This is a genomic window from Pseudomonas sp. HMWF021, assembly GCF_003061005.1.
GTDB lineage: Bacteria > Pseudomonadota > Gammaproteobacteria > Pseudomonadales > Pseudomonadaceae > Aquipseudomonas.
This window is the reverse complement of the sequence record NZ_QAIK01000123.1, coordinates 1-3,901: the sequence shown is the minus strand read 5'-3', so window position 1 is coordinate 3,901 and position 3,901 is coordinate 1. Positions and strand designations below refer to the sequence as shown.

Below are 3,901 nucleotides of genomic sequence, written 5' to 3'. Positions count from 1 at the left end.
TCTGGTGATTGCCAAACCCGGCAGTGGCTCCGACCTGCCTTACCCCGACATCGCCGTGGGCGATGTGATCATCGCGAGCTGGGGCGGCAAGCTGGTGGAGTCGAACCCGGTCACCCAGGCGCAGATCGACGACCCGCTGAATAATCCGATCATTGTCCATATCAGCAAAGCCGTCATCCTGGCGGCGGGTGACTCCGGGAGCGATAAGCTGGCGGTGTCATTCCTGGTCAGAGACTTTGCCGACAACGACTCCGAGGACTGGTGCAAGGAAGCGCGCATCCGCGTCGACACCGGCAACTCGCGTCTGGATGCGCCGATTCTCAAACAGGCTGACGGCAATGAACTCGACCTTGACCAGTTGGGCAATGAGCAATTGGTGCTCCAGGTCTTTGCTGCATCATCCGTCGACTTCAACCTCGGCGATATCATCATCATGCACTTGCAGGGCACCACCCTCGACGGCGAACCCGTGGAGGTCGAAGTTCGCCAGCGCATCGACAAAAATCCACCGCTTGTCGTCGACGTACTGATGGACAACGACGGTGCCCGGGCACTGGCAAAAACCCAGGGAGTGTTCTTCTTCGATCTCGAACGTGGCGGCAGCATCATTCAACGCTCCAGAGGCCGCTTCATCAACATGAAGGGCGAACCCAAACGTCTGGCAGCCCCGATCATCGAAAGCGCCGTGGGCGGTGCACTGGATCCAGATCTGGCGAACGTGATCGTACGCATCCCCTACGATCCGCTGATTACCCCGGACAACGCCATCGAACTGATCTGGAGCATCACCCTGGCGGACGGCACCGTTTTCGAACCCGAGCTGGACTGGATCTTTCCGACCGAGGATGAGGCCGATGACCCCAATGGCTTCATCACCATCATTTCAGGCCCCAAGTACCTGAAGCCCGGGGAAGGCGGCACGCTGGTGGTGTCGTACAACGTGCTCAGCGAAGACCAGAACGGCGAGATCGTTCGCAGGCCGTCAACGCCTGCCGCACAATTGAACATCGGCGAGCCAAGGTTCGAACTGGTTCCGCCCATCCTGCTCGGTGAAAAGGACGGTGCGCTGGAACCCAAAGACCTGCCCAACGGCATCAGCGAGGTCAATTGCCCCAACCCGGTGAACAATCCGACCAAAGCCAAAGACGTCGTGCACTGGCAACTGCATGATGCGTCGGGCAAGGTGCTGTTCGAGGACAACAAGACACTCAACACACTGAGCGCCGGTAAAGACGTTAAATTTCCGCTCAACGCTGCGTTTGTGCAGCAGTACTTTGAAGCCCATCGCGGTGAACGGTTGAGCGTCCGTTACCACATCGAGCGGTTTGATACGGGCAAGATCAGTTATTCGAATCCGCTGGAGTTCAGAGTCGGGGCGGCGCTGGAACTCCCGGCGCCCGATATCAAGGAAGCGCCAAATGGCATCAGCCTCGACCCCCTCGCCGCCAAGGACAGCCTGACCGCCATCATCAATTACCCGATGCAGGCCGGCGACAAGCTGACCGTTACCTGGACTGGCGCACCCGGCACACCGGCCGAAGGTTCGCACACCACAACCCTGATCAATGCCGGTACGCAACCGCAGCCAATCCCGCTGCTCAACTCGGTGGTGGCGTTCAACCTGAATAAAACGGTGACCGTCACTTACACCGTCACTCGCGGCGGGGTCGCGCTGCCGCCGTCACCAGCGTTGACCTTGAGTGTGCTGGCATTGCCGGTTAGCGCGTTGCCCAAACCGCGGATCCCTCAGGCTGCCAACAACGGCGAAGGCCCGGAGCTGAACCTGGGCAATTTCACCAGCATCGCCTTGCGCATGGACAGCTATCCGTTTATGGCCGTCGGCCAGTTTTGGTGGTTGCGTATGAGAGGTACCAACGCCAACGGAAGTGTTTTCGACACGGTGTACTGGAAGGCCCCAACTGCCGTGGTCACCCAGTCCTTGATCAACAACGGCTTCTATGAGGGTCCTATTGCAGCAAGCAGCCTTATGGGGCTTAGAGACGGCAGCCCACTGACCATGGAGTTCAAGGCCGCATTGGGCAAAAGCCAGAATGAAGCCGAAGCCGTGACCTTCCCGCTGCGCACCTACACCGTCAGAACCGTTGCGCTGGTGGCACCCGTGATCAGCGGCGTGAAAGACGCCAGCGGTTGGGACATTCCTGACAATGGCTACAGCGTGCGCGACAGCGTCACCATCAGCGGCACCGCGCCCGCCGGGCAGCAGGTGGAAATTTTTGATGGCAACGTTTCAAAGGGCAAGGTGACCGCCACTGGCGGAACATGGTCGATCACCCTGAATGGCCTGGCGTTGAACGTGCTGCACAGCATTACAGCGGTCGGGCAGTACGGGAGCAATCCAAGGTCGAATGTGTGGCGGTTTACGTCGGTGCAGGGCCAAGTGCCGGCGATCACCCGTGTAAACGACTCAAAAGGCACGGCGATTGCCAACGGTGGGAGTACGTCCGATAGCACCATAACTCTGACGGGGACAGCTAATGCGTTACTACGGGTAGAAATCTTCGACAACGGTGTATCTACCGGCAAAACGGTTGCGGCGAATGCCCAAGGTGTCTGGGAGCTTGTATTGACGGGACTGGGAATTGCCACGCACGCATTTACGGCCAAGGCGTTATATGGTTCGGGCACAACCTCAAATGCATGGACGATTAAATTAACTCCTAGTTTTAGTATTGATACGAGACAAATGGAGTTGAACGGCCTGGCCGTAAAAATCAATTGGCCAACAACCGGGCGGGATTTTATTGGTAATACTGAGATCCGGACCCCGACCGGAGGAGTTGGCACATTGAGCTACACCTCAAGTAATACCAGCGTGGCATCTGTAGCAAGCAACGGTAAGGTGACAGGCCAGCGTAATGGAACGGCCACGATTACCGTGAGGGACGCGAGCCAATCCGCTGTATCTTATAATGTGCGGGTCAGTAATATATTTCGTTTAGAACATAGCGCAGCAATTGGGCAACCCGGTATGAACGCCGATCAAGCATTCAACTGGTTAAATGCTGTTGCAGGTTCAATACCTCTCACTAGTGCACTGCCTGCGATGTATGAAGTGTATGGATCGTTTCTCTACTGGCCGGGCTATCCCTCCGACTGTATTTACTGGATGTGTGATGCTTCAGGTTGTTCTGGAAACTCGATACTGTGGTTTGTATTTGCACGTGGCGGGTTACAGTGCCATCCGAACCGCTATGAATCCAAGCTCGCATGGTGTTTGAGGCCGCTTTAGAGTAAATATCTATGGGCGAAGGGGACGGATTTATTAATTGCGGTGATTGGTTCGGACGCTAAAAGATCGCAGCCTTCGGCAGCTCCTACAGGGGGATACAGATACCTCTGTAGGAGCTGCCGAAGGCTGCGATCTTTTGCTTTGGGATTCATTGTTTAAATGTGTTTATCTCTCATTCCAACAACCCACAACACCTTGCGCCATTGCCTACACCTGCGCCAGAATCCGCCGGCTTGTGCGCCTTGGGGGCGGGTTCTATTGTGGGTCGGTCGCTGACGAATCAGCGATCGGATTTGACCGTCCGCCCAATATCAAGGCGCGCCAGCGTCCTGCACATGTTCAGACATTGTCTGAAATCATGTCGCGGTGGCTGTGCGTGGGACACCTTCGGGTGTGCCGGATTCCTTGATGTCCGGTCGGTCAACCCGCGTACAGCTGCCACCCTGTTTGTTTGACCGCGAACGGTGGCGGCTCCATCCATCAAGGAGCTTCACCATGATCAAACCCACACCCAACCCGCCCGAAACCGAATCCACCTCCCCCTACGCTTCCCTCGACTCACGCAAACTCCACGAAGCCGCCGAACGCGCCCTCGACCATTACCTCAACCCCAACACGCCCCCCGACGCCACCAAACCCGGCACGCTGTAC

1 protein-coding gene is annotated in these 3,901 nt (G+C 57.1%); it reads left to right on the top strand.

The annotated features are described in order from the left end of the window. Nucleotides 1–3,250, top strand: a 3,250-nt coding sequence (locus DBR18_RS17030) for an Ig-like domain-containing protein (RefSeq protein WP_177482398.1), incomplete at its 5' end; no start/stop codon positions are given. Nucleotides 3,251–3,901: the final 651 nt, after the last annotated feature.